At 74.0% G+C, this 25,262-nt stretch carries 27 protein-coding genes; 15 read left to right on the top strand and 12 right to left on the bottom strand.

Annotated elements, in window-relative coordinates; genetic code table 11:
* Positions 1-28 precede the first annotated feature (28 nt).
* Positions 29-685 carry an HAD-IA family hydrolase gene (locus ABD353_RS24100; protein ID WP_344625744.1) on the top strand — a complete coding sequence of 219 codons (657 nt, stop codon included), beginning with the start codon at positions 29-31 and terminating at the stop codon, positions 683-685.
* A 346-nt stretch (positions 686-1,031) separates the two neighbouring features.
* Positions 1,032-2,402 carry an FAD-binding oxidoreductase gene (locus ABD353_RS24105; RefSeq protein ID WP_344625745.1) on the top strand — a complete coding sequence of 457 codons (1,371 nt, stop codon included), beginning with the start codon at positions 1,032-1,034 and terminating at the stop codon, positions 2,400-2,402.
* A 27-nt stretch (positions 2,403-2,429) separates the two neighbouring features.
* On the opposite strand, the gene ABD353_RS24110 is transcribed toward ABD353_RS24105, so the two are convergent.
* Positions 2,430-3,653, bottom strand: coding sequence for a serine hydrolase domain-containing protein (locus tag ABD353_RS24110; protein ID WP_344625746.1), 1,224 nt, complete (start codon positions 3,651-3,653; stop codon positions 2,430-2,432).
* A gap of 430 nt (positions 3,654-4,083) precedes the next feature.
* Here ABD353_RS24110 and ABD353_RS24115 point away from each other — a divergent pair, with 430 nt between their 5' ends.
* Together ABD353_RS24115 and ABD353_RS24120 are read left to right on the top strand one after the other, a co-directional pair.
* Complete coding sequence (locus ABD353_RS24115; RefSeq protein ID WP_007266282.1) at positions 4,084-4,353, top strand: type II toxin-antitoxin system Phd/YefM family antitoxin; 270 nt, start codon at positions 4,084-4,086, stop codon at positions 4,351-4,353.
* Positions 4,346-4,609 (top strand): type II toxin-antitoxin system RelE family toxin, encoded by a 264-nt coding sequence (locus tag ABD353_RS24120; RefSeq protein WP_344625747.1) that lies wholly within the window; start codon positions 4,346-4,348, stop codon positions 4,607-4,609. Before ABD353_RS24115 ends, ABD353_RS24120 begins: the two co-directional genes overlap by 8 nt.
* A 133-nt stretch (positions 4,610-4,742) precedes the next feature.
* Here the strand turns inward: ABD353_RS24120 and ychF are convergent, their stop codons facing one another.
* From ychF to ABD353_RS24135, 3 genes are all read right to left on the bottom strand, one after another.
* Positions 4,743-5,816: a redox-regulated ATPase YchF gene (gene ychF / locus ABD353_RS24125; protein WP_344625748.1), complete on the bottom strand. Its 1,074-nt coding sequence runs from the start codon at positions 5,814-5,816 to the stop codon at positions 4,743-4,745.
* A gap of 73 nt (positions 5,817-5,889) precedes the next feature.
* Complete coding sequence (locus ABD353_RS24130) at positions 5,890-6,270, bottom strand: VOC family protein (protein WP_344625749.1); 381 nt, start codon at positions 6,268-6,270, stop codon at positions 5,890-5,892.
* A 371-nt stretch (positions 6,271-6,641) separates the two neighbouring features.
* Entirely contained in the window at positions 6,642-7,136 is a 495-nt protein-coding gene (locus ABD353_RS24135; protein ID WP_344625750.1) for a hypothetical protein, read from the bottom strand.
* 174 nt (positions 7,137-7,310) lie between these two features.
* Between ABD353_RS24135 and ABD353_RS24140 the strand changes: the two genes are divergently transcribed.
* The 3 genes from ABD353_RS24140 (at position 7,311) to ABD353_RS24150 (ending at position 9,478) form a co-directional block, all read left to right on the top strand.
* The gene (locus tag ABD353_RS24140; RefSeq protein ID WP_344625751.1) at positions 7,311-7,724 is read left to right on the top strand and encodes a RidA family protein; all 414 of its coding nucleotides are present in this window, start codon (positions 7,311-7,313) and stop codon (positions 7,722-7,724) included.
* Between the two features lie 99 nt (positions 7,725-7,823).
* Positions 7,824-8,462 (top strand): RNA polymerase sigma factor, encoded by a 639-nt coding sequence (locus ABD353_RS24145; RefSeq protein WP_344625752.1) that lies wholly within the window; start codon positions 7,824-7,826, stop codon positions 8,460-8,462.
* The gene (locus tag ABD353_RS24150; protein ID WP_344625753.1) at positions 8,459-9,478 is read left to right on the top strand and encodes a CU044_5270 family protein; all 1,020 of its coding nucleotides are present in this window, start codon (positions 8,459-8,461) and stop codon (positions 9,476-9,478) included. The genes ABD353_RS24145 and ABD353_RS24150 overlap by 4 nt, the downstream gene beginning before the upstream one ends.
* Before the next feature lie 51 nt (positions 9,479-9,529).
* Here ABD353_RS24150 and ABD353_RS24155 read toward each other — a convergent pair whose 3' ends face one another.
* The 3 genes from ABD353_RS24155 to ABD353_RS24165 all read right to left on the bottom strand — a co-directional run bounded on the left by ABD353_RS24155 (position 9,530) and on the right by ABD353_RS24165 (position 12,191).
* Positions 9,530-10,354, bottom strand: a complete 825-nt coding sequence (locus ABD353_RS24155) for an ABC transporter permease (protein ID WP_344625754.1) — start codon at positions 10,352-10,354, stop codon at positions 9,530-9,532.
* A complete protein-coding gene (locus ABD353_RS24160; protein ID WP_344625755.1) occupies positions 10,351-11,346 on the bottom strand; it encodes an ATP-binding cassette domain-containing protein in 996 nt (331 codons plus the stop codon). Before ABD353_RS24160 ends, ABD353_RS24155 begins: the two co-directional genes overlap by 4 nt.
* A gap of 161 nt (positions 11,347-11,507) precedes the next feature.
* Positions 11,508-12,191, bottom strand: a complete 684-nt coding sequence (locus tag ABD353_RS24165; RefSeq protein ID WP_344625756.1) for a TetR/AcrR family transcriptional regulator — start codon at positions 12,189-12,191, stop codon at positions 11,508-11,510.
* 43 nt (positions 12,192-12,234) lie between these two features.
* Between ABD353_RS24165 and ABD353_RS24170 the strand changes: the two genes are divergently transcribed.
* Positions 12,235-12,561: a rhodanese-like domain-containing protein gene (locus tag ABD353_RS24170; protein ID WP_344625757.1), complete on the top strand. Its 327-nt coding sequence runs from the start codon at positions 12,235-12,237 to the stop codon at positions 12,559-12,561.
* A gap of 52 nt (positions 12,562-12,613) precedes the next feature.
* Here the strand turns inward: ABD353_RS24170 and ABD353_RS24175 are convergent, their stop codons facing one another.
* Entirely contained in the window at positions 12,614-13,066 is a 453-nt protein-coding gene (locus tag ABD353_RS24175; protein ID WP_344625758.1) for a MarR family winged helix-turn-helix transcriptional regulator, read from the bottom strand.
* A 163-nt stretch (positions 13,067-13,229) separates the two neighbouring features.
* Between ABD353_RS24175 and ABD353_RS24180 the strand changes: the two genes are divergently transcribed.
* On the top strand, positions 13,230-14,213 hold the full coding sequence (locus ABD353_RS24180) for a hypothetical protein (RefSeq protein WP_344625759.1): 984 nt from the start codon (positions 13,230-13,232) through the stop codon (positions 14,211-14,213).
* Positions 14,214-14,231: 18 nt separating this feature from the next.
* Here the strand turns inward: ABD353_RS24180 and ABD353_RS24185 are convergent, their stop codons facing one another.
* Positions 14,232-14,672 carry a VOC family protein gene (locus ABD353_RS24185; RefSeq protein WP_344625760.1) on the bottom strand — a complete coding sequence of 147 codons (441 nt, stop codon included), beginning with the start codon at positions 14,670-14,672 and terminating at the stop codon, positions 14,232-14,234.
* Positions 14,673-15,118: 446 nt separating this feature from the next.
* Here ABD353_RS24185 and ABD353_RS24190 point away from each other — a divergent pair, with 446 nt between their 5' ends.
* From ABD353_RS24190 to ABD353_RS24210, 5 genes are all read left to right on the top strand, one after another.
* The gene (locus ABD353_RS24190; RefSeq protein ID WP_344625761.1) at positions 15,119-15,466 is read left to right on the top strand and encodes a hypothetical protein; all 348 of its coding nucleotides are present in this window, start codon (positions 15,119-15,121) and stop codon (positions 15,464-15,466) included.
* 203 nt (positions 15,467-15,669) lie between these two features.
* On the top strand, positions 15,670-16,797 hold the full coding sequence (locus ABD353_RS24195; protein WP_344625762.1) for an NADH:flavin oxidoreductase: 1,128 nt from the start codon (positions 15,670-15,672) through the stop codon (positions 16,795-16,797).
* A 204-nt stretch (positions 16,798-17,001) separates the two neighbouring features.
* Entirely contained in the window at positions 17,002-18,597 is a 1,596-nt protein-coding gene (locus tag ABD353_RS24200) for a M4 family metallopeptidase (RefSeq protein WP_344625763.1), read from the top strand.
* Positions 18,598-19,103: 506 nt separating this feature from the next.
* The gene (locus tag ABD353_RS24205; protein ID WP_344625764.1) at positions 19,104-19,271 is read left to right on the top strand and encodes a hypothetical protein; all 168 of its coding nucleotides are present in this window, start codon (positions 19,104-19,106) and stop codon (positions 19,269-19,271) included.
* Positions 19,268-20,869, top strand: coding sequence for a glycoside hydrolase family 10-like protein (locus ABD353_RS24210; protein ID WP_344625765.1), 1,602 nt, complete (start codon positions 19,268-19,270; stop codon positions 20,867-20,869). Before ABD353_RS24205 ends, ABD353_RS24210 begins: the two co-directional genes overlap by 4 nt.
* A 39-nt stretch (positions 20,870-20,908) precedes the next feature.
* On the opposite strand, the gene ABD353_RS24215 is transcribed toward ABD353_RS24210, so the two are convergent.
* Positions 20,909-21,931 (bottom strand): LLM class flavin-dependent oxidoreductase, encoded by a 1,023-nt coding sequence (locus tag ABD353_RS24215; protein ID WP_344625766.1) that lies wholly within the window; start codon positions 21,929-21,931, stop codon positions 20,909-20,911.
* 391 nt (positions 21,932-22,322) lie between these two features.
* On the opposite strand from ABD353_RS24215, the gene ABD353_RS24220 reads away from it, so the two are divergent.
* Positions 22,323-23,453: a hypothetical protein gene (locus tag ABD353_RS24220; RefSeq protein WP_344625767.1), complete on the top strand. Its 1,131-nt coding sequence runs from the start codon at positions 22,323-22,325 to the stop codon at positions 23,451-23,453.
* Between the two features lie 36 nt (positions 23,454-23,489).
* On the opposite strand, the gene ABD353_RS24225 is transcribed toward ABD353_RS24220, so the two are convergent.
* Positions 23,490-23,873, bottom strand: coding sequence for a hypothetical protein (locus ABD353_RS24225; RefSeq protein WP_344625768.1), 384 nt, complete (start codon positions 23,871-23,873; stop codon positions 23,490-23,492).
* Between the two features lie 21 nt (positions 23,874-23,894).
* Positions 23,895-25,211, bottom strand: a complete 1,317-nt coding sequence (locus ABD353_RS24230) for a hypothetical protein (RefSeq protein WP_344625769.1) — start codon at positions 25,209-25,211, stop codon at positions 23,895-23,897.
* Positions 25,212-25,262: the final 51 nt, after the last annotated feature.

Genomic DNA, 25,262 nt, shown 5'->3' on the forward strand with positions numbered 1-25,262 from the left:
AACACCCGTTTCCGAGGAGCCGCCCCGCATGCCTGCCACGACGCTCACCACCCGCGCCCTGCTGCTCGACATGGACGGCACCCTGGTCAACTCGGACGCGGTGGTCGAGCGGTGCTGGCGCCGCTGGGCGGCCCGCCACGGCCTCGACGGCGACGCCGTCATGCGGGTCGTGCACGGGCGCCAGGGCCACCTGACCATGGCCGTGCTGCTGCCCGACCGCCCGGTGGAGATCAACCTCGCCGAGAACCGGCAGCTGCTGGCCGAGGAGACCGCCGACACCTACGGCGTCGTCCCCGTCCCCGGCGCCGAGGCCTTCCTCGCCGCGCTCCGCGGGCAACCGCACGCCCTGGTGACCTCCGCCGACGAGCCGCTGGCCCGTGCCCGGATGGGCGCCGCCGGACTCCCGCTGCCGCAGACCATGATCACCGCCGGCTCGGTCGGCGCCAGCAAGCCCGACCCGGAGGGCTTCCTCAAGGGCGCCGCCGCCCTCGGCTTCGCGCCCGCCGACTGCCTCGCCTTCGAGGACTCCGAGGCCGGCATCACCGCCGCCCTCGCCGCGGGCATGCCCGTGGTCGGCATCGGCCCGCGCGCCCTGCCGCACCCCGCCACCGTGCACGCCGAGGACCTGGAGCAGGTCGCGGTCGCCCCGCAGCCGGACGGCTCGCTGCGGATCACCGTCGGCTGAGCCCGGCCGCCCGGGGCGCCCTCCCCTGCAGCACCCGGGTGCCGTCCCGGTGCGTCACCTCCCGGCCCGTCACCGCCCGGTGCGAGGCGGCCAGTTCCCCGGGGCCGGCGCGATCCGGCCCGGCGGCGCTCGGCGGCAGGGCGATTCCCCCTGACGATCCGCGGCCGTCGTCCGCACCTTGCTCCGGGCCTTGCTCCGGGCCTTGCTCCGGGCCTGCGGGTGCCTGCGCCCGCCGGGTGGGGCACGCCCGCGAGTCGTACCGTGGAGGGAGGCCGACCGGGATCGTCGACCCTCGCTCCGTGCCCGGTCCGGCCCAGGGGGTCGGCACGGTCAGGAGCTTCTTGTCATGGGCAGCAAGACGATCGAGGAACTGGCGGGCGCAGTCCACGGAAGTGTGGTCGCGCCCGGCGACGAGGACTACGACGAGGCCCGCACGGTCTACAACGCGATGATCGACCGCAGGCCGGCGGCCGTGGTGCGCTGCGCCAACGCCGGCGACGTGATGGCGGCGGTCGACTTCGCCAGGAACAACGGGATGCCGCTGGCCGTCCGCGGCGGCGCGCACAGCGTCCCCGGGTACGGCACCTGCGACGGCGGCGTGGTCGCCGACCTCACGGGCATGCGCGGCGTCCGGGTCGACCCCGTCCGCCGCACCGCCCGGGTCGAGGGCGGCGCCACGCTCGGCGACCTCAACGCCGCCACCTACCCCTTCGGGCTCGCCGTCACCGGCGGCATCATCTCGACCACCGGCGTCGGCGGCATCACCCTCGGCGGCGGAATCGGCTACCTCGCCCGCAAGTTGGGGCTCACCTGCGACAACTTGCTGTCCGCGGACGTGGTGACGGCCGACGGCCGGCTGCGGGTCGTCAACGAGAAGGAGGAGCCGGACCTCTTCTGGGCCCTGCGCGGCGGCAGCGGAAACTTCGGCGCGGTCACCTCCTTCGAGTTCGCGCTGAGCCCGGTGAAGGACGTCTTCGGCGGTCCGATGCTCTTCGAACTGGAACACGCCGAGGCCGTCCTGAAGCGCTACCGCGAATACATCGAGGAGGCCCCGGAGGACCTCGGCGTCTTCCCCGGCTTCCAGATCGCCCCGCCGCTGCCGTTCATCCCGGAGGACCGGCACGGCGACACCTTCGCCCTCGTGGTGGCCTGCTGGGCGGGCCCGATGGAGGAGGCCGAGGCGGCGATCCGGCCGATGCGCGAGGTCGCGCCGAGGGTCGCGGAGATGGTCGGCCCGATGCCGTACCCGGCGATCAACAGCGCCTTCGACCCGCTGGTGCCGCCGGGCCTGCAGCACTACTGGAAGGGCGTCTTCTCGACCGAGCTCACCGACGACGCGATCGCCGCCCACCTGGTGCACGGGCCGAAGGTGCCGGCCGTGAACTCCACGATGCACATCTACTCGATCAACGGGGCCTGCCATCGGATGGCACCGGGGGACACCGCCTTCGCCCACCGCGAGGCCACCTTCGCCACCGTGATCGCCGGCATGTGGCCCGACCCGGCCGAGAACGACGCCAACACCGCCTGGGTGCGCGACTACTACGCCGCCGTCGCCCCGCACTCCGAGGCCGGCGGGTACGTCAACTTCATGGCCGACGACGACCAGCACCGGGCCGCCGACAACTACGGCTCCAGCTATCCCCGGCTGGTGGAGGTCAAGCGGGCCTACGACCCCGGCAACCTGTTCCGGGTCAACCACAACATCAAGCCGTAGCCGGGTCGGCGGCCGGGGCCACGGCCGTCAGCCGAAGACGGCGCCGGCCAGCTGCATGATGACCGGGGTCTCGGCACCGTCCATGCCGGTCGGGTTGAGCGAGTAGACCACCGTCCGGGAGAGGTCCCGGGTGGCGAACACGCCGTTCGTCCAGCCCGGCCGGGAGCCGGTCTTGCCCCAGATCTCCACGCCGCCGACCTTCGTCCGCTCCAGGCCCATGCTCATGCAGGCCCGGCCGGCGTCCGGCCCGGTCTCGCAGTGGCTGCTGTGGTGGGTCGGCACGTCGGGGACGGTGAACAGCGCCTCCTGCTGGGCGGGCGGCAGCAGGCGGCCCCGGAACAGCGCGGTGACGAAGCGGTCCAGGTCGGCGGCGCTGGAGATCAGCCCGCCCTCCGCCCACGGCCAGGGGCTCTGCTCGGTCACGTCCACCTGCCGCGGGGTGCCGTCCGGGCCGGGCACGGTGAGCCGGGGACGGGCGGCCGGGTGCCGCAGCGCGGGGTCGTCCGCGGCCGGTACCGAGGTGTCGTGCAGCCCGAGCGGGCGGACGATCCGCTGCTGCACCTCGTGCGCGTAGTCGTGCCCGGTGACCTGCTCGACCAGCAGGCCGGCCACGAAGGTGTTCATGCCGTTGTACTGCTGCGCGGTGCCGGGCGCGAAGGCCATCTCCTGACCGTCCATGGTGGCCACCACGCGCTCCGGCGACCAGGACTCGAAGCGGTGGTCGACGAACCACGCGGCCGTGCCGTCGCCCCACGGGCCGTCGGCGCCGTTCGGGAGCCCGCTGGTGTGGTTCAGCAGCTGCCCGACCGCGATCGGCGGGAAGGAGGCCGGCAGCAGGCCGGGCAGGTAGTGCTGGACGGGGGTGTCGAGGTCGAGGCGGTGCTCGGCGGCCAGCTGGAGCACCACCGTCGCGGTGAACACCTTGGAGATCGAGCCGATCCGGAACCGCCCGTCGGCGTCCGGGGCCCGGCCGGTGGCCGGGTCGCCGATGCCGCCCACCGCATCCAGCCGGCCGGCCCGTCCGGAGACGTGCACCAGCGCCCCGGACACCTCGGCGGTCGGCAGCCCGGCGAGCACCCGGCGGACGGCCGCCCGGTCCGGCGGCGGCACCGCCGCGTGCTGCCGCACCGCGGCCGCCGGCCCGGCGGCGGCCGAGGCGGGTCCGGCCGCGGTGCCCACCGCCAGTGCGGCGAGCACCGCCCCGGCGGCGGCGACGGCGGTCCAGCGGGTACGGCGCACAACAGCGGTCACGGCAGCATCTCCTGATGGTTCGTCGGCACGGGCCGGTCCACCCGGCCCCGCACAGGAGTCTGGCGAAACCGGCCCGCCGATCCATCGGGGACGAACCCCCACCCGCCCCCGATCCCCCACCCGGGACAACCCCGACCCCGGCCCGGGCGCCCCTCCGGGACGGAGGACCGGCGAAGGGGCCGGCCCCCGGAGGAGCCGGCCCCTTTCGAGCCGCATGTCCGCCGCGTACCGACGCGGCGCCGGACGGTCAGACGTCGAAGCGGAACATCCGGAACAGTGCTCTGACCTGCAAAGAAGAGGCCTCGGCGGCTCGCATCCAGCACCGATCCAGCACGGTAGGGGTCCCTTCAGCACACGCGGCCGCGACGAGGCGGGTCGCCCACCACTGCGGGCGTTGTGTACACATGGGGTACTCGGTACGCTTGAGCGCATGACGCAGCCACTGCCCATAGAGTCCATCCGCGACGTGCGTGCACACTTGGCGGAGGTCGTGGAACGCGCCGACCGCGACGACGTGCCCACGGTGATTACGCGCCGGGGCAAGGAGGTCGCCGCCGTCGTCTCCATCGAGGTGCTGCGCAAGTACCAGGAGTGGGAAGAGCGCGAGATCAACCGGATCATCGATGAGCGCATGGCCAACCCCGCACCCGGCATCCCGATCGAGGACATCATGAGGGAGACGCTGGCGCGCAGTGAGTGAGCACCGAACCGTCTTCCGCCCCGAGGCGCAGACCGAACTCCGGAAGATCCCTCGCCAGATAGCACTGCGCATCCTCGCCAAGCTGACCGAACTGGAGACCGACCCTCTCGGTTTCAACACCACCGCGCTCGCATCCCAGCCCGAACGTCGCCGACTGCGGGTCGGTGACTACCGCGTCGTCTACACGATCGACAACGGGGAACTGGTGGTCTGGATTGTTCACGTGGGACATCGATCCACCGTTTACGAGACCTGATCGCAACTGACCCTGCGTCGGAATATCCAGTACCCATCCAGCGCGGCGACAACGAAGGGGTCGGACTCGACAGAGTCCGACCCCTTCTGATCTGCACGCTTGACCAATCACCTAACGTGCAGCATGCGCACGACTACACGTTGAAGCGGAACTCCACCACGTCGCCGTCCTGCATGACGTACTCCTTGCCCTCGATGCGGGCCTTGCCCTTGCTGCGGGCCTCGGCGATGGAGCCGGTCGCGACCAGGTCGTCGAAGGAGATGACCTCGGCCTTGATGAAGCCCTTCTGGAAGTCGGTGTGGATGACACCGGCGGCCTCGGGGGCGGTGGCGCCCTTCTTGATCGTCCAGGCCCGGGTCTCCTTGGGGCCGGCGGTCAGGTAGGTCTGCAGGCCGAGGGTCTCGAAGCCGACCCGGGCGAGGGTGGCGAGGCCGGGCTCGTCCTGGCCCATGGACTGGAGCAGCTCCAGCGCCTCCTCGTCGTCGAGCTCGATCAGCTCGGACTCGATCTTGGCGTTGAGGAAAATCGCCTCTGCGGGGGCGACCAGGGCGCGCTGGGCGTCCTTGAAGTCCTCGTCGGCGAGCTCGTCCTCGTCCACGTTGAAGACGTAGAGGAACGGCTTGGCGGTGAGCAGGTGCAATTCGCGGATCGGGTGGGTGTCGAAGCCCGCCTCGAAGAGGGTCTTGCCGGTCTCCAGGATCGCCTTGGCGGCCTCGGCGGCGGCCAGCACCGACGCGGTGTCCTTCTTGAGGCGCGCCTCCTTCTGCAGGCGCGGCAGGGCCTTCTCCACGGTCTGCAGGTCGGCGAGGATCAGCTCGGTGTGGATGGTCTCGATGTCGTCCTTGGGCGAGACCTTGCCGTCGACGTGCACCACGTCCGGGTCGGTGAAGGCGCGGACGACCTGGCAGATCGCGTCCGACTCGCGGATGTTGGCGAGGAACTTGTTGCCCAGGCCCTCGCCCTCGCTCGCGCCGCGGACGATGCCCGCGATGTCGACGAAGTCGACGGTGGCCGGCAGGATGCGCGCCGAACCGAAGATCTCGGCGAGCTTCGCCAGCCGCGTGTCGGGGACACCGACGACGCCCACGTTGGGCTCGATGGTGGCGAACGGGTAGTTGGCCGCCAGCACGTCGTTCTTGGTCAGGGCGTTGAACAGGGTCGACTTGCCGACGTTCGGCAGGCCGACGATTCCGATCGTGAGCGACATGAAGCGATGTCCCGTGGGCTTGGAGGGCGTGGAGCGGCCGGAGGCGGCCGATCCCCCAGTCTACGGGGCGCGCTCAGCCCGTCCGGTCGGGCTCCAGGAACTCCAGCCCGTTGCCGAGCGCGTCGGCGCTGTGGAAACGGCGACGACCCGGGACGGAGTCGTCCCACCGGACGGGGTGGCCGTGCTCCTCCAGCCGGGCCGCGAGCGCGTCCAGGTCGTGCACCAGGATGCCCGGGTGGGCCTTGGGCGAGGGCGCGAAGTCGGGGACGACGCCGAGATGCACCTCCACTCCCCCGCTGCGGAACCAGCAGCCGCCGCGCGCCGCCAGCACCGGCGGCTTGGCCAGCTCGGTCATCCCGAGCACCCCGGCCCAGAACGCCCGGCAGGCCGGCTCCGCACCGGCCGGGATGTCGAGCTGCACGTGGTGCAGCCGCTCGAAGCCGAAGTCCGTCATCGCACCCCTCCACCGGTGACCGCCCTCGGTCACCCCTGCTCCGGTTCGTCGCCGTCCGATCCCCGCCGGGCCCGGCGCCGGACCGCGTCGGTCGTGGACGACGCTACTCCTGCCGCGGACACGCCCGGCCCGGAATTCCGGCATTACACACTGTGGCGATGATCGGACCGTACGTTGGGTGGGTGGAGCAGCAGAGCATCCGTACCCAGCCCCCCGGGCCCCGGCGGCAGCCGCCGTCCGGCGCCGACCGGGCCGCCGCCCCCGGCCCCGCCCCCCCCCCCCCCCCCCCGGTGCCCTCGGGCCTCCGCGGCGGGCCCGCCCCCCCCCCCCCCGCCGCCACCGGTGGCCGCACCACCTGCCGGAGCCCGGGCTCAGAGACAGGTCCAGCAGTAGAGCGACTCGCCGTCCGCCCGGGCACGCCGGGCCAGCCCGACCAGCAGCTCGACCACCGGTTGCAGGTCCTCCCCGGCGGCACCGTGCAGCTCCTCCGCCCGCGCCCAGCGCGCGGCGACCGCCGGCACGTCCCCGTCCGCCACCCCGGCGAGGGTGTCGCGGGCGGCATCGCCGAGTTCGGCCACCCAGGGGCCGGTCGCCCAGGGATCGTCGTCGTCCACCACCGTGCCCGCGGCGGGCGCCGGACCGGGCGGCCAGACGGGTGCCTCCCCGACGAGGTCCACCTCCCAGGGCACCTCCCGGACGGCAGCGACGAGCTGCCCGAGGACGACATGGGGATCCAGCCCCTTCGACCGGACGCCGTCGAAGGCCGGCTGCCGGCCGGACAGCGGGGACCGGCCCTCCGTCCGCTCCAGCACCCGCCGGACGGCATCCGCGTCCGGCGCACGGAAGTAGTCGGTCAGTACGCCCATCGCTGCCCTCTCCGCCAGGTGATCCCGCCGGAATCAGATCAGGCACCACCGACAGACGCCCCGTCACCGCCGCACCCGGTGCGATGTTCGGTGTCGGCCGGTGGGCACGGCGGCGAGGATGACGGGGTCGTGCACGGCCGCGCAGGGTGCCCGGCCGTCGGAGGGAGTGACGTCATGTCGGAGATCACCCGGATCATGGAGCCGGCCGGGGTCGCGCCGAGCGGCCGGTACAGCCATGTGGTGAGCGGGCGGGGGCGGTTCGTCTCGGTGGCCGGGCAGGTGGCGCTGGACGAGAAGGGCGAGCTGGTCGGCGCGGGCGATCCGCTCGCCCAGGTGCGGCAGGTCTTCACCAACCTGGAGCGCTGCCTCGCCGCCGTCGGCGCCGGCTGGCGGGACGTGGTCAAGCTGACGTTCTTCCTCGCCGACATCGCCGACCTGCCGGCGGTCCGCACGGTCTGGGACGAGGTGCTCGACCCGGAGCACGCGCCCGCCAGTTCCGCGGTGCAGGTCGCGGCGCTCGCCCGGCCCGACTTCCTGGTCGAGATCGAGGCCTTCGCGGTCGTGCCGGAGGAGCGGGCCGCGCCGTGACCGCCGCCGCTCGACCGGTCCCGCAGGGCGTCCGGAAGGGCGTTGCGGGTGTGCGGAGATCGACAGGGAACCGCACCGGACGAGCGGACAGGTAGGGGTGTGGAACTGTCACTGCGGTCCCGGCTGCGCGCCGGGCACCAGAGCGCCTTCGGGGAGATATTCGATGACCATGCCGACGCCCTGTACGGCTACGCCCTGCGGACGCTCGGGGACTGGGCCGCCGCCGAGGACGTCGTCTCGCTGACCTTCCTGGAGGCGTGGCGGCTGCGCGGCAAGCTGCTGGAGGACGGCGGCAGCGTGCGGCCGTGGCTGTTCGGCATCGCCGCCAACGTGCTGCGCAACACCGCCCGGGCCGCCCGCCGGCACCGGGCGGCGATGGCGCGGCTGCCGGAGCGGGAGGCGGTGCCGGACTTCACCGACGAGCTGGTGGGCCGGCTCGACGACGACGCCCGGCTGGCGGCGACCCGGCGGGCGCTGGCCGGGCTGCGGCGCGGTGAGCGGGAGGTGTTCGCGCTGTGCGTCTGGTCGGGCCTCGACTACGCGGCGGCGGCCGAGGCGCTCGGGGTGCCGGTCGGCACCGTCCGGTCCCGGCTGTCGCGGGCGCGGACCCGGCTGCGCGGCCTGGCCGAGGAGGAGTTGGCGGCGGTGCGAAGAGGTGCGGAACCGTCCGGGCGCAGCGGACAGGTACGGGGTGACCGCGTCCCTGCGGTCCGGTCGGTGGAGGGGAAGGGCGCATGAACGGCATCCCGGAGCACGACGGACCGGCGCTTCCCGCCGACCGCCGCCAGCTGTTGAGGAATCATCTGATGAACGAGATCGGCACGGAGTACGTCGGGCCCGCACGGCCGCGGCGTCGGCTCGCCCGGGTCGCCCTGCCCGCCCTGGCGGGCGCGCTGTCGCTGTCGCTGGCCCTGGTGCTCGGCGGCGGCGACGGCACGGCGGGACCCACGGCGGCGCCGGCCCCGTCCACCCCGTCCGCCCCGTCCTCCGCCGCCCCGGCGTCGGCGGCTCCGGCGGCCACCGTCCAGTTGCTCGACCGGATCGCCGCGGTGGCGGCGAGCAAGCCGGCCCGGGAGGTGAAGGACGGCCAGTTCGTCTTCGTGAAGTCGCTGGTCAGGTTCCCGGACTACACGCCCGACGGGCTGGTCCCGGGCACGCTCCACGAGCGTCAGGTCTGGCTCTCGGTGGACGGCCGCAAGGCCGGTCTGCTGCTGGACCGCACGCTGGTCAACGCGGCCGACATGAAGTCGACGGACACCGGCCGGCCCGACCCGGACGGCACCCTGCCGCTGGACACCAACACCACCCCCAACCTGCATGCGCCGACCTACCGGTTCCTCGCGGGGCTGCCGACCGACCCGGACGAGATGTTCGAGCTGCTCAACTCCGAGCCGCACGACCGGAAGTGGACGGACCAGCGGCCCTTCGGCACCATCGGCGACCTGCTCAGGGAGCAGATCGCGCCGCCCGCGGTGACCGCCGCGCTCTACCGGGCCGCGGCGAAGATCCCCGGCGTGGAGCTGATCCAGGACTCGGTGGACGCCGCCGGCCGGCACGGCGTCGGGGTGGGACTCACCTCGGCGGACGGCGTCCGGCAGGAGTGGATCTTCGACCGGAGCACCAGCGAGTTCCTCGGCGAGCGCCAGGTCCTGCTGCGCAACGGCCCCCGGGGCAAGGCCGGCGACGTGATCGCCGAGACGGCCGTGCTGGCCCGCGCCGTCGTCGACGAGCCGCGCGCGCTGCCGCAGGGCTGACCCGGTCCGGGGCTCCCGCCCTCCCGTCGCGGGGCCCCGGCCGGCGGCCGGTCAGACGGCCCGCCGGTAGAGCCAGACGCCGAGGGGGGCGAAGACGGCGACGATGCCCGCGTCCCAGGCGAGGGCCTCCCAGACGGCGGTGCCCGCCGGGCCGCCGAGGACGAGGACGCGGACCGCCCCCGCGGTCTTGGAGACCGGCTGGTGCTCGGCGAAGGACTGCAGCCAGCCGGGCATGGTGCTGACGGGGACGAACGCGGACGAGGCGAAGACCAGGGGTGCGAGCACCGGGAAGGCGGCGGCCTGCGCGGTCTCCGGGTCGCCGACGGCCATGCCGACCACCGCGAAGATCCACGACATGGCGAAGCCGAAGGCCAGCACCAGCAGGACGCCGCCGAGGAAGGCCGCCGCCCCGGCGTGGATCCGGAAGCCGAGGGCGAAGCCGACGGCGGTCATCAGCGACACCACGAACACGTTCCGTGCGAGGTCGGCCGTGGTGCGGCCGGAGAGCACGGCCGATCTGGCCATCGGCAGCGAGCGGAAGCGCTCCATGAGGCCGGTCTGCATGTCGGTGGCCAGGCCGATCGCGGTGTTCATCGAGCCGAAGACGGCGGTCTGCACGAAGATGCCGGGGATCAGGAAGTCGACGTAACCGACGCCTGGCGGCAGCGCGGGGGCCACCACGCCGCCGAAGACGTAGCGGAACATCAGGACGAAGACCAGCGGCTGGATGGTCGAGAAGACGAGCAGCCGCGGGACGCGGCGCAGCGCGACGAGGTTGCGCCAGGCCACCGCGAGGCCGTCCCGCACGGGTGCGGTGATCCGGGTGCCGAGCCGGCCGGTGCCGGTGGCGGTGGTGGTGGCGGCGGTCGCGGTCATGGGGTGCCTCCGGTGGTCGCCGGGCCGTCGGCGCCGTCCTCGGTGGGCCCGGTGGCCTGGGTCCGGTGGCCGGTCAGCGCGAGGAAGACGTCGTCGAGGCTGGACTCGCGGACGGTGACGGTCTGCGGGACGAGCCGGTTGCCGTCGAGGGAGTGCAGGACGTCGAGCAGCAGCCGGGATCCGTCGCGGGAGGCCAGCCGGAGCAGCACGCCCTCGCGTTCGGGCGGTTCGCCGAGGCGGTCGGTGAGGACGGTGGCGGCCTGCGCGGCGCGGGTCTCGTCGCCCATGCCGAGTTCGATGACGGTGTTGCCGAGCCGGGTCTTGAGGGCGGCGGGGGTGTCGTCGGCGATGATCCGGCCCTCGTTGACGACCACGACCCGGCCGGCGAGGCGGTCGGCCTCCTCCAGGTACTGGGTGGTGAGCAGGACGGTGGTGCCGTCGCGGACGAGTTCGCGGATCAGGTCCCACAGGGCGGTGCGGCTGTGCGGGTCGAGGCCGGTGGTCGGTTCGTCGAGGAAGAGCACGGGCGGTTCGGGGACGAGGGCGGCGGCGATGTCGAGGCGGCGGCGCAGTCCGCCGGAGTAGGTGCGCACGGGGCGGGCGCCGACGTCGGCGAGGTCGAACCGGTCGAGGAGTTCGGCGGCCCGCGGGCGGACCCGGGCGCGGGGCAGCTGGGTGAGGCGGCCGATCAGCCGCAGGTTCTCGCGTCCGGTGAGGTTGGGGTCGACGGCCGCGTACTGGCCGGCCAGGCCGATCAGCCGGCGGACGGTGGCGGCCTCGTGGACGACGTCGTGTCCGAGGACGACGGCCCGGCCGCCGCTCGGCCGCAGGATGGTGGTGAGGATCCGGATGGCGGTGGTCTTGCCCGCGCCGTTCGGTCCGAGCAGGCCGAAGATGCTGCCGGCCGGGACGTCGAAGTCCACTCCGTCCAGCGCGGTCACCGCACCGAACCGCTTGCTGAGGCCGACGACGCTGATGGCTGCCTGTCCCATGAGGGTGTCCCCCAGTCGTGACGACGACGGCCGTGACGACGGTGGACGGACGCCGGGTCGCCCGGCCGGACCTCAGTCCATTGTCGTCTCCCCCGACACCCGCGGCAGTGGGAGCCCGGGGCAACCACGCCGGGGCGGCGGAGGCAGGGGTGGCCGGCCGGTCAGGCGGGCCGGGGTGCTGCCAGCCGGGCGGCGAGCCGTCGGGCGCCGGCCCGGATCCGCTGCTCGCCGAGTTCGGGCAGCAGTGCGGCGACGTGCTCGGCCGCGAGCGGGGCGAGCAGCGCGTGGGCGTCGTGGTCCGGGTCCTCGGAGCGTCCGGCGAGCAGGATCGCGGCGTGGCGGTGCCAGAAGCGGTAGGCGCCGATGCGGTAGCGGGCACCGCGGGCGGCGGTCTCGGACATCCGCACCAGGTCGAGGTGGGCCAGCAGGTGGTCGAGGTAGGCGTCGGTGAAGGCGGTGAGCCGGTCGGCCGGGTCCGGGTCGGGGCCGTCACCGGGGCCGAGCGGGGCGGGCCCGCGCAGGATCGCCTCCTGGAGGTCGCGCTCGCGGGCGTCGAGCAGGGCCGCGGCGAGTCCGGACCGGTCGCCGAAGCGGCGGAAGAGCGTGCCCTTGCCGACGCCCGCCGCGGCGGCGACCTGGTCCATGGAGACGGCTTCGAAGCCGTGCGCGGCGAACAGCCGGGCGGCGGCCTGCAGGACGGCGGCCCGGTTGCGGGCGGCGTCGGCGCGTTCGACCGGCGGCGGGGTGCGGAGCAGTTCGAGGTCCACCGGGCGGGCGGCGGGCGCGTCGCCGGGGTGCGGGGGGATTGCGGAACCGGACTGCGGTCCGTTAATGTCGGAAGCCATAACCGGACTATAGTCCGAATCCGACTCCCCATGGAGGTACGACATGACCGCGCTCATCACCCGGGACGAACTGGCGGCCGCGATCGAGGCCGGCACCGTCACCGTCCTCGACACGCTCGGCGGCGAGTACTACGCCGCGCAGCACCTGCCCGGCGCCGTCCCGCTGGTGCGCGGCGTGGTGGACGCGCTCGCCGCGGGCCGGCTCGCCGACCTCGGCGCCGCCGTCGTCACCTACTGCTCCAACGAGGCCTGCCCGAACAGCGGGCAGGTCGCGGACCGGCTCACCGCACTCGGCTACACCGACGTCCGCAAGTACCGCGAGGGCATCCAGGACTGGGTGGCGGCCGGCCTGCCCACCGAGTCCGCCTGACGGCCGGCGGCCGGGCGCGCACCGGACGGCCGTCCCGCGCGGACGCCGTCCGCTACTCGGCCCAGGGTTCGAAGCCGGTGCCGAGGACGGCGTCCAGCGAGGTGCGCAGCGCGGCGGCCTCGCCCGCGCCGAAGGCCGCCTCGAACTTCGACTGCACCTCCTGCCAGAGCGGCACCGCGGTGGCGAGCCGGGCCCGGCCGTCGTCGGTGATCGCGGCGATCCGCGCCCGGCGGTCGGTCGGCGAGGCCTCGACCGTCACCAGGCCCTCCCGTGCGAGCGGTTTGAGGTTCGAGGCCAGGGTGGTGCGGTCCATGGCGATGGTCTCGGCGAGGCCGGTGATCGTGGTCTCGCCGTGCGCGTTCAGCACCTGGAGGATGCTGAACTGGGTGGCCCGCAGGCCGGCCTCGGCGAGGGCCTTGTCGTAGGTGGCCCCGAGGTACCGCGCCGCCTTGCGGAGGGCGAGGTTGTTGCACGCGGGGACGGCGTTCGCCGGCGCAGGTGTCATGGTCTCCTCCAAGCCTCCCCTCCAGGATAGGAGCATGTGCTCGCACGTACGACGGGGCCGCTTGCCGCTCCCCCAATAGGAGCATATGCTCGTATTCATCGATGGTGCACCGCCCGGCCCGCCGCCGGCACCGCGCACCGACGCCCCACCAGGAAGTCTCGCCATGGACACCGCCCCCGCGCCCGCACCCCGACGCCCCCCGCTGCGGGCCTGGCTCCAGCCCGTCGTGATCGCACTGATCGTCGCCGCCGCCTTCATCACCTCCTACGTCGGCCTGCAGCGCGACCCCCAGCCGCACCGCGTCCCGATCGCCGTCTCCGGACCGGGCCTGCCGGACCGGGTGGGCCGGGCGCTCGGCGACAGCGTCGAGGTGCACCCCGCCGCCGACGCCGCGGCCGCGCGCCACGCGGTGGAGCACGGCGACGTGGTCGCCGCACTCTCCGCCGACGGGCCCGGCCGGCTCGCCCTGCAGACCGCGGGCGCCGCCGGGGCGTCCACCACGACCGCCGTGACGCGACTCGTGGAGGCGTACGCCCACGGCGCGGGCGACCGGGTCGGCACGGTGGACGTCGTCCCGCTCGCGCACTTCGACGCCCGCGGGGTCGCCGGCTTCTACATGGCCTTCGGCGTGACGCTGGCCGGATTCGTGCTGGGCTCGAACGCGCTCGGCCTGGCCGGACAGCTCCGGCTGCGCCACCGGTACTGGCTGCTGCTCGGCACCTCCGCGGCGATCGGCACGGTCGGCGCGGTCATCGCGGGCCCGGTCCTCGGCGCGGTGCCCGCCCCCGTCCTGCCGCTGGTGTTCACGCTCTCCCTGCTGGCCGCGGCGGCGGCCTTCACCACCAAGCTGCTCGGCACCTACCTCGGCCCGGTCGGCCTCCCGGTGGCGACCCTGGTGCTGCTCACCGTCGGCAACGCCACCAGCGGGGCCACCATCGGCGCCGACCTGCTGCCCGCCGCGGCCCGCGCCGTCTCGGCACTGCTGCCGCCGGGCGCCGCCGTCCGCGCGATCAGCGACCTGAGCTACTTCGGCGGCGCCCACCTGGCCGGACCGGTGGTCACGCTCGCGCTCTGGGCCGCCGTCGCCGCACTGCTGGTCGGCCTGCGCCCCCGGCTGACCCGGCGCCGGACGGCCGCCGCCGCCTGACCGGGGCGCGCGGGCGGGTCAGTCCACCTGCTCGGCCAGTCCGACCACGATGCCCTCGGGCCCGCGGACGTAGCAGAGCCGGTAGACGTCCTCGTACTGCACGACTTCGCCGACCAGTTCGGCGCCCCGGGTGCGCAGACGGGCCACGGTGTCCTCGACGTCGTCGACGGCGAACATGATGCGGCGGATGCCGAGCGTGTTCGTCGGCGCATCCTCGGCCGCGCCGCGGACCGCCGCCGGGGCGTGGAACTTCGCCAGCTCCACCCGGCCGTGGCCGTCCGGGGTCCGCAGCATGGCGACGTCCTGCCGGACACCCTCCAGCCCGATGATCCGCTCGACCCAGCGCCCCTCGACCGGCCCCTGCCCCTCCAGCTCCATGCCGAGTTCGACGAAGAACGACACCACGGCGTCGAGGTCCTCGACCACGACGAGGACGTTGTCCATGCGCTGGATCGCCATTCCGGTCTCCCCGCTGTCGGTACGGCCCGGCGGGCGCAGCCGCCCGCCCCCGGCACGCTACCGCCGGAGGCCGCGCGGTGCCGCGAGGAGGCCGCGGTGCGACACGCTGCGTAGCGCCGTCGGCCGGACCGCCGGAACGCCGGGCCCGAACGGCCGCCGCCGGACGGACACCCGCGCAGGTCCGGACGGGTTCCGGCGCCCGCGACGGGGTCGGCTGCCGGATACACTGCCGAGTAGGTATAGACAAATGCGGACACAGTGGGTCACGCTGGAGGTCTCGGCCGCGGTGACCCACCTCCCGCGGGGCGACGCGCACCACCCCCGCGCCCCCTTCGGCAGTACACGGCCGCACCCGCCACCGCGCGGATCCGCACCGGCCCCCGGACCCTCCCGGGACACGGCGCGGAGCCCCGGAGGGCGGGCAGCCCATTGCCGAAGGGACGACGATGACCCTCAGCCCCGCCCGCAGCCGCCGCGCGGCGATCTACCTGCGCTGTTATCCGTACGACCGCTGGGAGATGCTCACCCAGCTGCACGCCCTCCAGGACCACGCCTCCTCGCTCGGCCTCGCCTGCCCGCGGGTCCTGATCGACACGGTCGGCTCGTCCTGCCTCGCCCGGGACGGCCTGCGCAGCCTGCTCGCCCTGGCCGCCGCCGGCGACGTGGACACCGTGCTCGTCCCCGGCCCGTGGGCCTTCTCCCTGGACGAGCCCACGGCGCGCTCGGTGGCCGGGTTCCTGCACAGCACCGGCGCCGAGGTCGTCGAACTCCCGCGCGGACTCTGCGCGGCCTGAGGCGCGATCCGGGGCACGACCCGGGGCGCGATCCGGGGCGCGGCTCGGGCGCGGCCGCCCCCGGGACGCGACCGCCGGACCTGTGACCGGGATCACCCGGCACCCGGCGGCCGGGAGGAATGCGGTCGCGGTGGCGTCGGTTGGCAGACACCAGTACATGCACGTACATACGTCGTCGTCCGGTGCCTGCGAGGAACTCACCCATGACCGCCACCGCATCGTCCGCCACCCGCGCGGCCGACCTGCTCTCCCGTCCCGTCGCGCTGAACGGGCTGACCGTCCCGAACCGCATCGCCATGGCTCCCATGACGCGCATGTTCTCCCCGGGCGGCGTCCCCGGTGAGGACGTCCGGTCGTACTACGCCCGGCGGGCCGCCGCCGGTGTCGGCCTGATCGTCACCGAGGGCACCTACGTCGGCCACGAGTCCGCCGGGCAGAGCGACCGCGTGCCGCGCTTCCACGGCGAGGAGCAGCTCGCCGGGTGGGCGAAGGTCGCCGAGGCCGTGCACGCCGAGGGCGGCACGATCGTGCCGCAGCTGTGGCACATCGGCATGGTCCGCAAGCAGGGCGAGCCGCCCTACGCCGACGCCCCCGCCGTCGGCCCGTCGGGCCTGCGCATCGACGGCACCGAGGGCACCGGCCGGGCGATGACCCGCGCCGACCTGGACGACGTCATCGGCGCCTTCGCGGAGGCCGCCGCCGCGGCCGAGCGGATCGGCTTCGACGGCGTCGAGCTGCACGGCGCCCACGGCTACCTGCTCGACCAGTTCCTGTGGGCCGGGACGAACCGCCGCACCGACGCCTACGGCGGCAACCCGGTGGCCCGGACGACGTCCGCCGCCGAGATCGTGGCCGCGGTGCGCGAGCGCGTCTCCGCGGAGTTCCCGGTGATCTTCCGCTACTCGCAGTGGAAGCAGGAGGCGTACAGCGCCCGGCTCGCCGAGAGCCCGGCCGAGCTGGAGGCGATCCTGGCGCCGCTGGCCGCCGCCGGCGTCGACGCCTTCCACGCCTCCACCCGCCGCTACTGGCTGCCCGAGTTCGAGGGCTCGGACCTCAACCTGGCGGGCTGGACGAAGAAGCTCACCGGCCGGCCCACCATCACCGTCGGCTCGGTCGGCCTGGACGGCGACTTCATCCGCGGCTTCGCCGGCGAGGGTTCCCCGGTGCAGGGCATCGACGACCTGCTGGACCGCCTGGAGCGCGACGAGTTCGACATGGTCGCCGTCGGCCGAGCCCTCCTCCAGGACCCGGACTGGGCGCTGAAGGTCCTTCAGGGCCGCCACGAGGAGCTGAAGCCCTTCGACGCCGCGGCGCTGCGGACGCTGAGCTAGCTCCACCCGACACAGGGGCGCGTGGGACATCCCACGCGCCCCTTCTGTATGTCCTGACACCTGTTCATTTCGATCGGATTCGATCGGAATTCATCGCATCTTCGGCTACGGAATGGTCAAGTTCCATACTGTTTCGTAGAAGTGTTTGTCTGTTCACGGCCACGCTCTCAGTCGGCACCCAGCAACTACCGACTGGAGTACAGAGTGGGCCCCACCTCCTCTTCGCGCCGGCACGCCCTCACGGCCGGCGCCCTGGCGGCAACCGCCGCACTCGTCGCCGCAGGCGTCCAGGTCTCCACCGCATCCGCCGTCCCCGGCCGCGACACCGCGATCGCCAAGGCCAGGGCCAACGTCGCCCGCAACGCCGAGCTGTTCGGCTTCGGCGCCGGGCAGGACCTCCTGGTCAAGGACGTCCTGATCGACCCCGACGGCACCCAGCACGTCCGCTTCGACCGCACCTACCAGGGACTGCCGGTGATCGGCGGCGACCTGGTGGTGCACCAGGACGCCCGCGGCCGGCTCAAGGACTCGACCCGGGCCAAGGGCCACAGCCCCGCCGTCCGGAGCACCGTCCCGAGCGTCCCCGCACAGGCCACCGCCGCGAAGGCGCTGGCCGCCGCACCCGGCATCTCGTCCGCCGCCTCCCAGCCCCGGCTGGTCGTCTGGGCCGCCGACGGCACCGCCCGGCTCGCCTGGCAGACCACGGTGAGCGGCCTCGGCAAGCAGGGCCAGCCCTCCGGCCGGGTCGTCGTCACCGACGCCGTCACCGGCGCCGAGATCGAGCAGTTCGACGCCGAGCACGAGGCCTCCGGCACCGGCCGCTCGGAGTACACCGGCACCGTCACGATCGACACCACGCTGCAGTCCAACGGCCTGTACGCGCTGATCGACCCGACCCGGGGCACCATCACCAAGGACGCCCGCAACGTCTCCGCGAGCAGCCTGAACGCCAACTCCGGCACGCTGTACACCGACGCCGACAACATCTGGGGCGACGGCCGGAAGTTCTCCACCGACCGGGCCACCGCCGCCGTCGACGCCCACGCCAACACCGCCTGGACGTACGACTACTACAAGAACACCTTCGGCCGGAACGGCATCAAGAACGACGGCAAGGGCGCCACCGTCTTCGTGCACGTCGGCACCAAGTGGGACAATGCCCAGTGGTCCGACAGCTGCTTCTGCATGATGACCGGCGACGGCGACGGCACCACCGACCCGGAGCAGGTCGACCTCGACACCATGGGCCACGAGATGACCCACGGCGTCACCAGCGCCACCGCCAACCTCCGCTACAGCGGCGAGTCCGGCGGCCTCAACGAGTCGACCAGCGACATCTTCGGCACCATGGTCGAGTGGTACGCCAACAACGGCATCGACACCCCCGACTACCTGTTCAGCGACCAGTCGACCCCGCCGTGGCTGCGGCGCTTCGACAAGCCCTCGCTGGACGGCCGTTCGGCCGACTGCTGGAGCAGGAAGGTCGGCCAGCTGGACGTGCACAACTCCTCGGGCGTGGGCAACCACTGGTTCTTCCTCGCCAGTGAGGGCAGCGGCAGCCGGACGATCAACGGCATCACCTACAACAGCCCGACCTGCAACGGCTCCACCGTCACCGGCATCGGCAACCAGAAGGTCGCCAAGATCTGGTACCGGGCGCTGACCGTCTACATGACGTCCACCACCGACTACAAGGGCGCCCGCACCGCGTCCCTGAACGCGGCCAAGGACCTGTACGGATCCGGCAGCGCCGAGTACAACGCGGTCGCGGCGGCCTGGAGCGCGGTCAGCGTCGCCTGATCCCCACGACTCCGGTGCGGCGGCACGGTCCTGGACCGTGCCGCCGCTTCCGCGTGCCGACCGCAGCGCCGGCCCGGCGCCGAGCAGCCGGATCCGGACATGACGGGTCAGGCCGGAACGCGTCAGGCCGGAACGGGTGCGCGGGCGGTGCGGGTGCGGGCGGTACGGGGGAGCGGGCGGTGCGGGAGTGGTGCGGATCGGACACGGTGCGGCTCCTGGCGGTGCGGGGCGGGACGGGACGACCTGCGGGCGCAGGTGCCGCGGACCCCGACGCCGGTGAACCGACCCGTTCCATGCCCGAGCCCTCCGGCACCAGGTCGTCCCGCCGTCACCGGCCGTCCGTCTCCGGTGTGCCGGTCCCGCCCCGCCGACTTCCCGGGGCACGGCGGAGGCTCACTGCCCGGCATTCGGCGGCATCCGGTCTCCCGTTCGGGGGACGGGCCGGGACGGCCGTCGGCCCGGCGGCCCCGCGCGGGGGACGGTCCTCCCGACCGAGGAGGAGCCCCGTGCACCGCACCCGCTGCGCCCCGGCCGCCGTGCGCGGGAACCCGGCGGCGCCCGTCACCGTGGCCCCCGTCACCGCGGCTCCCGTCACCGCGGCCGGCTACGGCGGCGGTGGCTCCGGCGCCGCCGCGACGGCGGGCCGGCCCCTGCCACCGGTCGGCGCCCGATGACGGCCAAGCCGCGGCCTCCCCGTCGCCGTGAGGTCCTGGCCGCGCTGGCGGCGGCGGTCTGCACGGGTGCCGCCGCTCCCCCGGTGCCGGTGCGCCGCGAGGAAGGTCCGCCCGGGACGCTGCCGGCGGCGACGGTCGCGCCGCACCCGGTGAAGCGGCAGATGCGCGGCCTGTGGATCGCCTGCCTCAACCACACCGACTGGCCGGACCGGCGGCGGCTCGGCGCCGAACAGATGCGGGCCGACTTCACGGCGCTGCTCGACTCGGCGGTGGCGACGGGCTTCAACGCGGTGTTCGTCCAGGTCCGACCGACCGCCGACGCGCTCTGGCCGTCCCGGTTCGAGCCCTGGTCGCAGTGGCTGACGGGCACCCAGGGGCAGGATCCGGGCTGGGACCCGCTGGCCTTCATGATCCTCGCCGCGCACGAGCGCGGCCTCCCCTTCCACGCCTGGTTCAACCCGTTCCGGATCGCGATCCACCCCGATCCGGCCCGGCTGGTGGCCGACCATCCGGCCCGCCGCAACCCCCACTGGGCGGTCGCCTACGACGGCGAGCTGTACTACGACCCGGGGCTCGCCGAAGTCCGGGAGTTCGTCCTGGACGCCGTCATGGACGCCGTCACCCGGTACGAGGTCGACGGTGTGCACATCGACGACTACTTCTACCCCTACCCCGCGCCCGGCGGCCGCGGCTTCCCCGACGACGGGTCCTTCGCCGCCGGGAGCCGCGGGTTCACCGACCGGGCCGCCTGGCGGCGCGACAACATCGACCTGACCGTCCGGCAGCTGCGCGACCGGGTGCGGGCGGCCCGGCCGGACGCGGTGTACGGGATCAGCCCGTTCGGGGTCTGGCGCAACCGGTCCACCGATCCGGCCGGCTCCGCCACGACGGCGCTGCAGGCCTACGACGCGCAGTACTGCGACTCCCGCGGCTGGGTCCGCAAGGGCTGGGTCGACTACATCGCGCCCCAGCTGTACTGGCACATCGGCTTCGAGATCGCCGACTACGCCGTCCTCGCGCGCTGGTGGGCCGCCCAGGTGGCGGACACCGACACCCAGCTGTGGATCGGCCAGTCCGCGTCCCGGCCCGGTGCCCCGGGCCGGCCGGCGCCCTGGCAGGACCCGGCGGAGCTCTCCCGCCACCTCGCGCTCAACGAGGCCGTCGGATCGATCGGCGGCGACGTCTTCTTCAGCGCCCGCACCGCCCGCACCGACCGGATCGGCGCGATCCGCCGGCTCGCGGCCGACCACTGGCCCCGGCCCGCCCTCGTCCCCCTGCTGCCGCGGCTCGCCGGCAGCGCACCGCCCGCGGCGCCCTCGGTGCACCCCTCGCCCGACCGGCAGGACCTGCGGATCACCCCGGCTCCGCGCACCGGCCGCCCGCACCCGTTCCTGTTCGCCGTCTACGGGTACACCGACGACCCGGGTGCGCGTCCGCCTGCCGATCCGGCCCGGCTGGTGGCCCTGCTGCCGGCCCTCACCGTCCGCCGGTACCGGCCGCCGACCGCCGCGACCGGCCCCTGGTACGCCGTCACCTGCGTCGACCGGGCCGGGCGCGAGGGCCCGCCGTCCGCACCCGTGCGGCTGCCGGCGGGCTGAGCCGCCCGCCCGCCCGTGCGGGTCGGTCCGCGGCGGGACTCAGTCCGTGGCGGGACGCCAGCCGAGGGCCGGGCCGAGCACGGTGGCGATGTCGGTCAGGATCTGCACGTAGTCCTCGTGCCCGAAGGTGAAGGGCAGCGCGAAGGCCACCTCGTCGACCTCGCGGAAGGCCGGATGCGCGTGGAGCCGTTCCGCGATCTCCTGCGCGCTGCCGACCAGGTCGGGGGCGAAGAGCAGACGGGCCGGTCCCTGCGGGGCGGCGGTCCGCGGCAGCCGGGCGCGGGCGTACTCCCAGTACCTCGCCCGCTGCGCGGGGGTCGCGCTGTCGGTGGGGATCACCACCAGCCCCTGCGAGACCCGGGCCCGGGCACCGTCGGGGTGGCGCTCGCGGAACGCCCGCACGTGCGAGAGCTGGACGGCACCGAAGTCCTCGCCCTCCTCGGCCTTGACCACGCTGCTGACCAGCAGGTTCATCCCGTTCTCGGCGGCCTGACGGGCCGACCCCAGGCTGCCGGCGCCGTACCACATGCGGTCGGCCAGGCCGGGCGCGTACGGCTGGACCCGGTCCGAGAACGCCTCGATGCCCTCGGTGCCGCGGAAGTCACTGGCGGGCTTGCCGCCGACGAGGTCGAGCAGGCGCCGTACCCGGGCGAACCCGAAGTCCTCCGACTCGGCGGTGTCCGGGTACAGCGCCTCGCGGACCCGCTCGAAGTGCATCGGCGGGCCCACGCTGACACCCGGGTTGAGGCGGCCCCCGGACAGCACGTCCACGGTCGCGAGGTCCTCCGCCAGGCGCAGCGGGTTCTCCCAGCCGAGCGGGATGACCGCGGTGCCGAGCTCGATGCGCCGCGTACGCTGCGTGGCCGCGGCCAGCACGGCCACCGGGGAGGAGATGCCGAACTGGAGGTGCCGGTGGCGCAGCCAGGCGCTGTCGAAGCCCAGCCGTTCGCCGAGTTCGACGAGTTGCAGGGTGGACTCGTGTCCACCCGCCGGGTCGGCCTCGTCGAAGAGGCCGATGGTCAGGAAGCCGAGACTGCGCAGGGGTTCCGAGGGAAGCGGCACCGGGGTCCTCCGGGTCGGGTGCGGCACGCCGGTTCGGGCACGCCGCACGGCGGGTGGCCGTCGGCGGCGGCCGGCCGGCCTGACCTGAGCCTGCTCAGCCGGTCCGCGCCGCAATCCCGGCACCGCGCCGGGTCTGCCGCTGGTGGCCCGCTCGTGGCCCGCTCGTGGCCCGTCGCGCTCCGTCACGGAGGGTCCGGTCCGTCGTCATCCTGCTTGCCGGGGAAGGGCGTTGTGGCCGTGTGCCGCCGTATCCCGGGAGGTGTCCGTCACCCGTGTGCCGACTCCCCCGGCAGCCGGGCCGCCGCCGTCCCGCGGGGCCCGGCGAAGGCCTCGTGAACGTGTCCGCATCCCCATTGCCCGCACCGCTCGCGACCTGCAAGGATCCTCCGCCGTGAGTCTCCTGCTGCTCGTCATCGCCGGGACGTACTTCGTCATCTGGCTCCGGGGTCCCCACCGCACGTCCAGGGCCGCCACGTGGGCCGCCACCGTCTTCGACCCCGCCGCCTACGGGCTGGTGCCGCACGCCGTGCTCGACCCGCGCCGGCCCGGCCCGCCGGCGCCTCCGGACCGCAGCGCGGCCGTCCGCTCGATCTGCGAGGCCGCCTGGACCGGCGACTGGCAGCCCGCCGCCGCGTACGTCGAGGCGGCGGGCGAGGACTGGGACGAACGCTGGTCCAGGCTGGAACTGCTCGCCGACATCGCCGAGCAGGACGACGCCTGGCTGACCGCCTGGCGGGCCGCCGACCCGACCGGTTGCGCCGCCGCCACGCTGGAGGCCCGGCGCATGGTCGACCGGGCGTGGGCGATCCGCGGCAGCGGCTACGCGCACCAGGTGCCGGCCGACCGGATGGCGCAGTTCCGGGAGCTGCTGCCCGCCGCGATCGAGGCCGCGCAGCGGGCAGCGCTGCTCGCGCCGGAGGACCCCGGCCCGTGGGTGGTCATGGTGCTCGCCGCCCGCGGCGCCCAGTACACCCCGGACCGGTTCGGACCGCTCTGGGACGGCCTGGTCGCACGCGCCCCGCACCACTACGAGGGGCACTGGCAGGCCATGCAGTACTGGTGCGCCAAGTGGTACGGCAGCAACCGCAGGATGATGGCCTTCGCCCGCCGCGCCATGGACAAGGCGCCGGCCGGCAGCCCGCTGCCCGGCATCTACGTGCACGCGCTCTCCGAACTCGAGACCCGCAGCGGCCTCCGCGCGCTCCCCCGCACCGGGGCCGCGAGGCGGCGGCTGAAGGCCGTGGCGCAGGCCCTCTCGACCGTCCCGGCGGACGATCCGCGCCTGCCCGCCCTGCGGCACCTGCTCGCCGACCACCTGGCCAAGGCCAGCCTGCACGCCGCCGCCCTGGAGCAGTTCCGGCTGGTCGGACGCTGGTGCGGCGCCGCCCCCTGGGCGGACCGGGCGGACCCGGTGGCGGCCTTCGACCTCGCCCGCGGCGTCGCGGTGCGGCTGTCGGGGACGAAGCCGCTGCCGCCCGAGGCCCGGAACCTCAAGGACACGGTCCTCCACCACCACGGCTGACGGTCTTCGCCGTTCCAACCGTCCGGGTGCCCCGGGTCAGCGGCGGGCGCTCACCAGCAGGGCCGCGTGCGGCAGCGCCAACAGGCCGTCCTCGCAGAGGAACTCCCGGGAGAGGGTGTCGAAGTGACGCCTCGCCTCCGCCCGGGTCCGCTCGTCCCGGCTCAGCAGCACCTGCCCGAGGAAGCCCACCCCGTTCGCCGGGCCGGACCACCACTCGTCGGCACCGGTCCGGTGCTGCCAGCGCAAGGTCTCGCACCTCGCCTCGCGCAGCCCGGCCGAGGTCAGCAGCCGGGCGAGCCCGTCGGGACGGTGCGGGAGCTCGTCCTCCCCGGGCGGCGGCGGCAGGTGCGCCGGCCGGGCCACCCCCGCGGCGGCGACGGCCCGGCCCAACAGCGCCTGCCCCGCCGGAGCCGGATGCACCCACACCGTCAGGGCGATCCGCTAACTGGTCTGGCGCGGAGGGGATGGTTCGGCGTCGGTGGGTGGCGTCAGCATGGTGGCGAGTCGATCGACGCCGAATCCGCTGATCAGGAGGCGTTCTTTGCGGCTTCCGGTGAGGCGCTGGGTCCAGTCGACGAACCCGCCGTCCGCGATCTCCAGTTGCTGACCGTGGATGGTTGCGTAGATCTTGTAGCACAGGTCGGTGTAGTAGCCGCGTCCGGTCACCCGGTCGGGATCGTCGATGACGTCAATGCCCGGTGTTCCGGCCAGCTCTGTACGTGTGCGGGCCAGGATCGGAGCGGCGGACTCGTCGAGGCAGGTGATGCGGATCTCGGTGTGGCGCACTCCAGCACGTGCCATCGCCCGGACGGCGAAATGCAGGTGCTCGACCAGGTGCTGTTGTTCGAAGGTCCGGCTGCCGGTGTCCCTGCCGGCGGTCACCAGGGCGAACAGTTGGAAGTGGGCGAGCATGCCGGGTGCGTCGAAGTGCTGGGCACGCACGACTCGTTGGCTGGCAGCCATCCGGACCGGCAGGGCCGAGCGGGGATCGGCGGCCAGGGCCTGGGATCTTTGCTGGGCTGCCTCCAGGGCCAGGGCATTGGTCGGGTCGGCTGCGACCTCGCTGCCACGAATGGTGGCGACGACCTTGCGCGGGTCGACGGTCGCGACCGCCGTGTGTGCTGCCAGGGGGACGAGCGGAGCCAAGGTGAGCATCTGGAAGTCATCCGGCAGCGCCGAGAGCAGGAAGTCTTCGGCTCGTCGTATTTGTGCGAACCCTGCCGGGGCCGGGGTGACGAACCGGTCGGTGCGATAGCGCCGCATCACCTCGGCCGGGGTGAGCCGATCGGCGCGGCGTCGGAAGACTTCCAGGAGCAGTGTGGTCAGATCCGTCCCGGTCAGCCCCTCGGCCAGCAGGTCCAGCAGTTCCGGTCCGCCTGCCTTGGCCAGAACTCGGCGCAACGCCGGACCGGCCGGGTATTCGTCGCTCGTCATGGCGGGCCAGTATCGCCCGGCCGGCATCGGAGAGACCATCGATTTCCGCGCGTCGTGGCAATTATTCCGCCGTTCGGTCAGGCTCCACCAGGGCTCCGCGCTCGAAGCGGGCCCGGCGCGGACGAGCATGACGAGGTGGGCGCCGTTGGCGGCCCGCCAACGGACTGGACCGACATCACGAACTCGTGGCAGACCGGATCGTTGGCCAGGCGGGCCGCAGCCGCCTTCATCTGGAATCCCAACGGGGCTGAAGCCGGCCCTGATCGTGCCGAGCAGGGCCGGTCTGCAGATGAGGACGGACGGCAGCGCGATCTGCCGCAGCATCGGGCAAGTGCACCCGGACGCCCCCGCGGTCGTCCCGTCGGCGCACCGACG

Source organism: Kitasatospora arboriphila (assembly GCF_039528095.1).
Classification (GTDB): domain Bacteria; phylum Actinomycetota; class Actinomycetes; order Streptomycetales; family Streptomycetaceae; genus Kitasatospora; species Kitasatospora arboriphila.

Coding starts and splice junctions, on each gene's coding strand:
- ABD353_RS24100 (WP_344625744.1), top strand. CDS start 29: ATGCCTGCCACGACGCTCACCACCCGCGCCCTGCTGCTCGACATGGAC.
- ABD353_RS24105 (WP_344625745.1), top strand. CDS start 1,032: ATGGGCAGCAAGACGATCGAGGAACTGGCGGGCGCAGTCCACGGAAGT.
- ABD353_RS24115 (WP_007266282.1), top strand. CDS start 4,084: ATGACGCAGCCACTGCCCATAGAGTCCATCCGCGACGTGCGTGCACAC.
- ychF (WP_344625748.1), bottom strand. CDS start 5,816: ATGTCGCTCACGATCGGAATCGTCGGCCTGCCGAACGTCGGCAAGTCG.
- ABD353_RS24130 (WP_344625749.1), bottom strand. CDS start 6,270: ATGACGGACTTCGGCTTCGAGCGGCTGCACCACGTGCAGCTCGACATC.
- ABD353_RS24135 (WP_344625750.1), bottom strand. CDS start 7,136: ATGGGCGTACTGACCGACTACTTCCGTGCGCCGGACGCGGATGCCGTC.
- ABD353_RS24140 (WP_344625751.1), top strand. CDS start 7,311: ATGTCGGAGATCACCCGGATCATGGAGCCGGCCGGGGTCGCGCCGAGC.
- ABD353_RS24150 (WP_344625753.1), top strand. CDS start 8,459: ATGAACGGCATCCCGGAGCACGACGGACCGGCGCTTCCCGCCGACCGC.
- ABD353_RS24155 (WP_344625754.1), bottom strand. CDS start 10,354: ATGACCGCGACCGCCGCCACCACCACCGCCACCGGCACCGGCCGGCTC.
- ABD353_RS24160 (WP_344625755.1), bottom strand. CDS start 11,346: ATGGGACAGGCAGCCATCAGCGTCGTCGGCCTCAGCAAGCGGTTCGGT.
- ABD353_RS24165 (WP_344625756.1), bottom strand. CDS start 12,191: ATGGCTTCCGACATTAACGGACCGCAGTCCGGTTCCGCAATCCCCCCG.
- ABD353_RS24170 (WP_344625757.1), top strand. CDS start 12,235: ATGACCGCGCTCATCACCCGGGACGAACTGGCGGCCGCGATCGAGGCC.
- ABD353_RS24175 (WP_344625758.1), bottom strand. CDS start 13,066: ATGACACCTGCGCCGGCGAACGCCGTCCCCGCGTGCAACAACCTCGCC.
- ABD353_RS24180 (WP_344625759.1), top strand. CDS start 13,230: ATGGACACCGCCCCCGCGCCCGCACCCCGACGCCCCCCGCTGCGGGCC.
- ABD353_RS24185 (WP_344625760.1), bottom strand. CDS start 14,672: ATGGCGATCCAGCGCATGGACAACGTCCTCGTCGTGGTCGAGGACCTC.
- ABD353_RS24190 (WP_344625761.1), top strand. CDS start 15,119: ATGACCCTCAGCCCCGCCCGCAGCCGCCGCGCGGCGATCTACCTGCGC.
- ABD353_RS24195 (WP_344625762.1), top strand. CDS start 15,670: ATGACCGCCACCGCATCGTCCGCCACCCGCGCGGCCGACCTGCTCTCC.
- ABD353_RS24210 (WP_344625765.1), top strand. CDS start 19,268: ATGACGGCCAAGCCGCGGCCTCCCCGTCGCCGTGAGGTCCTGGCCGCG.
- ABD353_RS24230 (WP_344625769.1), bottom strand. CDS start 25,211: ATGCTGCGGCAGATCGCGCTGCCGTCCGTCCTCATCTGCAGACCGGCC.